The organism is Pseudoalteromonas sp. Isolate6 (assembly GCF_022398435.1).
Classification (GTDB): Bacteria; Pseudomonadota; Gammaproteobacteria; order Enterobacterales; family Alteromonadaceae; genus Pseudoalteromonas; species Pseudoalteromonas galatheae.
Window position 1 is genome coordinate 1 of record NZ_JAKEVK010000277.1, and the last position, 4,826, is coordinate 4,826.

Annotated in this window: 3 protein-coding genes and 1 pseudogene; all 4 read right to left on the minus strand. The window is 40.0% G+C overall.

What is annotated here, in order from left to right; genetic code table 11:
- Nucleotides 1-377: 377 nt before the first annotated feature.
- The 4 genes and pseudogenes from L1D50_RS21560 to tyrA all read right to left on the minus strand — a co-directional run bounded on the left by L1D50_RS21560 (nucleotide 378) and on the right by tyrA (nucleotide 4,787).
- On the minus strand, nucleotides 378-1,241 hold the full coding sequence (locus tag L1D50_RS21560) for a GyrI-like domain-containing protein (RefSeq protein ID WP_239966792.1): 864 nt from the start codon (nucleotides 1,239-1,241) through the stop codon (nucleotides 378-380).
- A 421-nt stretch (nucleotides 1,242-1,662) separates the two neighbouring features.
- Nucleotides 1,663-2,064 (minus strand): annotated as a pseudogene (locus tag L1D50_RS21565) (VOC family protein).
- 164 nt (nucleotides 2,065-2,228) lie between these two features.
- Complete coding sequence (locus L1D50_RS21570; protein ID WP_138523811.1) at nucleotides 2,229-3,194, minus strand: phosphotransferase; 966 nt, start codon at nucleotides 3,192-3,194, stop codon at nucleotides 2,229-2,231.
- A gap of 444 nt (nucleotides 3,195-3,638) precedes the next feature.
- On the minus strand, nucleotides 3,639-4,787 hold the full coding sequence (tyrA, locus tag L1D50_RS21575) for a bifunctional chorismate mutase/prephenate dehydrogenase (RefSeq protein WP_128726852.1): 1,149 nt from the start codon (nucleotides 4,785-4,787) through the stop codon (nucleotides 3,639-3,641).
- Nucleotides 4,788-4,826: the final 39 nt, after the last annotated feature.

Consider the following 4,826-nt stretch of genomic DNA (forward strand, 5'->3'; position numbering starts at 1 on the left):
TTTTAGTAAGTTACCAGTCAATGGTTATAATTTCAACACGCAAATCACCTGCTACATGCGAGGGGGGTCTGCATAAGCTTTTTGTTGGCTCGTTAAATACAAATAGTGTTTAGTTAACGCATTAAAAATGCTCAACTTTATATGTCGCAAGGTTGTTTGTCGCCATAAATGGCGACCTACATAAGATTACTTCGTAAAATGTCAAAGCTAAACGGAAGGTTGGTAAGTCTTGATAATAAACGCTCAGACTCGACTTGCAGCGCTGAGAACTCGCTTCGCTAGAGCAACAATGATTGCTATAGCAAAGCAAATAAATATTAGTAACTTGCTTATAGGCAGATACATTAGCCATAAATGCAAACCAAGTAACGTTATCATCAATTTTGCAATGGCAGGTAAATATCGGTGATCAAGTCGCACTCATCCACTTGATGCACAAAATTATGATATTCAAAAAAGCAGCAATGCGCATTTGGCAATTCGCCACTGTCTGCTAGCCAGTTTTGATACAACCAGCGTATAGTTTGCTCCATATTGTCGTGACTCCCTAAATGCCTTACCTTGGCGCAACGCATTTGTGGAATAACACCATTTTCGACGCCAAACGCGTTATCTGATACTCCAGTGTTTACTGAGCCACACAATTTAAAACGAAATGCGTCTTCAGCCATGGCTTCAGGGTCGCCATTAGGCATGCCAAATGTTCGACTCGTATTAATTGGTGAAAGTCCGCTATTTTGTCGCCAAGCGATAAACTTGCCGGCACTTTCAAATATCTGTTTTGCTGACCCTTTGTGCTCTAAAAAAGCAATTTGTGTCTGTTCAAAGTTAATAATATCGACCTGCATTGTCTGCACTCCTAAATTTTGCGGTGAAAAATTAAAAATGTCATACCAACTAGGCCAATTTGCAGCTTGTCTAAACTGTGAAGGACTTTGTTCAAAAGTACGTTTAAAAGCTCGAGAGAAGGCCTCAGCACTATCAAACTTTGCTTCAAGTGCAATATCAATAATTTTAATATCGCGCTCAAATGCTAGGCGAAAAGACGCCCGCTTTAATCGCGCCAGCAAAATATACTTACCCACATTCACGCCCATAAAAGCCACAAATACACGATGAAAATGAAATTTAGATAAAGCAGCAACATCACTAAGCAAACTCACTGTTAATTCATCATCTAAATGTTGATTGATATAATCGCAAACGAGCGAAATACGCTGCTGTAAAAGATTGCTTTGCATAAAGCGCCTATGTGTTAGTAGAACTGCAGACAAGCTTAATCATATCAAAAGCAAGATACTTGATTGAAATTGCTCAATGTAAGAGAGAATGAGGAAATATCCATCCACAAAGATGGAAATAGCGAGGGGTGTCACTTATTTTACTATTTAATGAGGCTCGGTTCTAACATCAATATTCCTTTTAAACTGCTTAACCCAGTAAACATCATGATTGGGGCTGAATGCCCTTATTAAACGATATTTTGTGATGACTGACAATGGGATAGATTTTAATCAGTAAGCGAGCCATTAGATTGGTAATAAAACCCCCACCATAACGAAATACAAACAAGCAATATTAGGGGCAATTTTGATTTGATGGAACGATTCACCGATACCTCCTTATCCAAACCTCAGGTTATGTACGTGTTACTTAACGACTCTATATTAGTTGCAGTAAATTCCACTTGTTACCATAGAGATCTTGAAATACCACTACTGTGCCATATTCTTCAGCTCTTAGTTCTTAATTAAATATAACACCTTGTGTCTTCATTGACTCATAATCACGCCAGAAATCATTAGTTTGTAGAAACAAGAATACACGACCACCAGTTTGATTCCCTACTGCTTGCATTTGTTCTGATGTACTGGCTTGAGCCATCAGTAGGTTCGTACCATTGGAATTTGGAGGAGAGACTTGAACCCAGCGTTTACCACCTCCTAAATCACTATCTTCAACTAGCGTAAATTTAAGTTTTTGCGTGTAAAACTCTATCGCATCATCGTAATTTTCAACGACTAAAGCGATGCTTGCGATTTGCTGCTGAACAGTGTGAGACATGATTCTTCCGCTATTCCAAAACGCTGATTGCGCGCTATTTTAAGACTTTTTAAGAGAGCATATAATGCCCAGTTAAGATGTGAGCCATGCGATATCGACGCTAATACATAACGCCTATAAGCATTTTTTATATGCACTTTAGAGTTTTTGCGAATAATTAAATTCTATTTCTGGCGTCGAGTTGCATTGGTTAAACAAGACAAATATCTTGTAAATGATTCTGTAAAATCACTCACATCATCTTCATTACCGCCTGAAGCATTCAAAATAATAGACGCATAACTTAAAGTATGATGTGCATAGCAAACTGGTTCTGCAGCTTGCCACGCTCTTTGCAGTTCTAATTCAGGTAAATAATGACGCCAATTTGACAAATAATTTTTAATTAGCTTCTGCTTCAAATTTGTTTCTGAAAACTGATAAATGAAATTACCGTCCATAAATGGATGAGTAACGCAAGCATCACTCCAATCAAAAAACAAATAAGATTCAGCCGTTCTTGCCATATTACTTTCATGTAAGTCACCATGAACCAGACAATCTGGCAACGAGTATTCTTTAAGCTTATGAATTTCTATTTCTAAATTAGACAAGAAGTTATTATCAAAAACAATATTTCTATCTGTTAAAATTGCTGCGATCTCGGGTTGGTTAAAATGCCAGATAAGCTGTGTTGATAAATTTTCGATACTTCGTGATTGGCACCCTGATTGTCGCAACTTATCAACATGCTCAACAGATAAGCTCTGGATTTCTCCCCATACTTGATATGCATCATTCCACACCGTCAAGTCTACATCTTCGTCCAGCGGCTCCCCAAAATCACTCGTTAGTTGCCACCGACGGCCTTTATCAATAGCTAAAACTTCCGGCACTTTCCCCTTGAAAATATGGGCTAGAAAGTCACAAACTCCAGCTTCATTAGAGAACAGTGGCAATGATGCTGTTGCTTTAAAATATACATTTCCTTTTTCGGTTGGAATGCGCCACACATCCCCTAAAAACCAATCTTCAACAATGATTGGCTCATCAACTTTTTTGTAATTTAGTTGTTTAAGTGTATTTTCTATCCAGTATTTAGCATCAAGCTTCCAACCTGAAAGGCGCTCAGAACACGGTTGAGTATTCATTCAAAGTTTCCCTTAACGATGCGCCTGTTAGTAGGCGCTATTCCAACGGTTAGGTGTATCATACCAGATCCTTCACCAATCGTTTTTATTAAGGGTACAATTTTCAGCTAATCGGCTAGCGCTTGAAGTAAAATGCGCTCGTATCAGTAACTCGAGGATATTTTTCGACATAAAGATCGCGGCGTAAAGCCGCTCCCACAACACTATTTGTACGAAATCGCTGACACCCACCTCATGCTTGGAACTGTATTTTCAGCATTGCTGCAGATAGCAACGGGTGTTATTTGATACTTTGCTTCGTCAGGCTAACGCTTAGAACAAAACGCTATAGAATCTGCGCCGAAAAGTTATTTGTCGCCATAAATAGCGACCTACGTAAAATCGTGACGTAAAGCCACTCCCACAACACTATTTGACCCGTGATGTAGGAGACATACCTTGGCGCTAAATACTTTCCTCATAGTCCAACACTTTAGCGTCATTGGCTTTGTTAAGCAGGCCACGGCTTTGTGATAGGAAGTGTTTCGCGCTTTCTGAGAAATACTGTTTGGCCTCTGAGAAAGACTGCATTAGGCCTTCTTTATCGCCTTGTTGTAGCTTAGTTAATGTCTGCTCAAAGGTATCTTGATAGCTTGCCAATAAGCCTTCTACATCGTTAAATTGCGCAAGCATGATATCTGAATAAAGTTCTGGGGATTGTGCAAACAGCCGTCCCACCATCATCAGCTCTAATTGGTAAATAGGCGATGAGCAGCTTCTTAGGTCTTTTAATGAATGGCATTGCTTAGATAAAAACTGACCATATACAAAAGTCGTTAAGTGGCGCATAACTTGGATGATCTGCATAGATTGATCGTGTTTTTTAGCGTCCATGGATACCAGCTGGCAGCCCCAGATCTTTAGTTGCTTGATTAATCCTTCACATTGTTTTGGCAAACGCCCTTCGCACACCACAACAGTTTGCTTCACCCAGTGAGATATATCTGGACCAAACATAGGGTGCAGTCCAACCACAGGGCCATTATGTTTGTTCAATAAAACTTTAAGCGGTGCTTGTTTCACCGAGGTAATATCGGCAAGAATACAGTCATCAGGTAGCGCGGGTAGCTCGTTGACGACTTGCTCTAGCGCATTAATTGGTACGCTCACCAATACTAGCTTAGCATCACTCAGCAGCTCAGTAGCCTGTGATTGATTGTCTTTGTCTAGTAATCGTACCTCGTAGCCAGAACGTCTAAATTGTTTCGCAAATAACTTACCCATCGCACCTTGACCCCCAACTATAACGATAGGCGACATTTTGGGTGAGGCACAGGCAAGCTCACTTTGTTGGTTTTCGTAGGCCTCTCGCATCATGCGACGCAGTATATCTTCGACTAAATCAGGGTTAACCCCTTTAGCTTCGGCTTCCATACGGCGTGCTCTGATAAGCTCAGCTTCACGCTTTGGCACATGTAACGGTGCACCTTTTTGCTGTTTTATTTTTCCAACTTGCTCAGTCAATGCTTTGCGCTTTGCAAGTAACGCGACAAGCTCGCTATCGCACTCATCTATTGCAACGCGTATTTCATCTAAATCGTTTGCCCCATTCATGATGTAAACTTATATATACAGTAGTAAATTAAATAATAC

Excerpts from the sequence above, each read along its gene's own strand:
- L1D50_RS21560 (WP_239966792.1), bottom strand. The coding sequence starts at position 1,241 with ATGCAAAGCAATCTTTTACAGCAGCGTATTTCGCTCGTTTGCGATTAT.
- L1D50_RS21570 (WP_138523811.1), bottom strand. The coding sequence starts at position 3,194 with ATGAATACTCAACCGTGTTCTGAGCGCCTTTCAGGTTGGAAGCTTGAT.
- tyrA (WP_128726852.1), bottom strand. The coding sequence starts at position 4,787 with ATGAATGGGGCAAACGATTTAGATGAAATACGCGTTGCAATAGATGAG.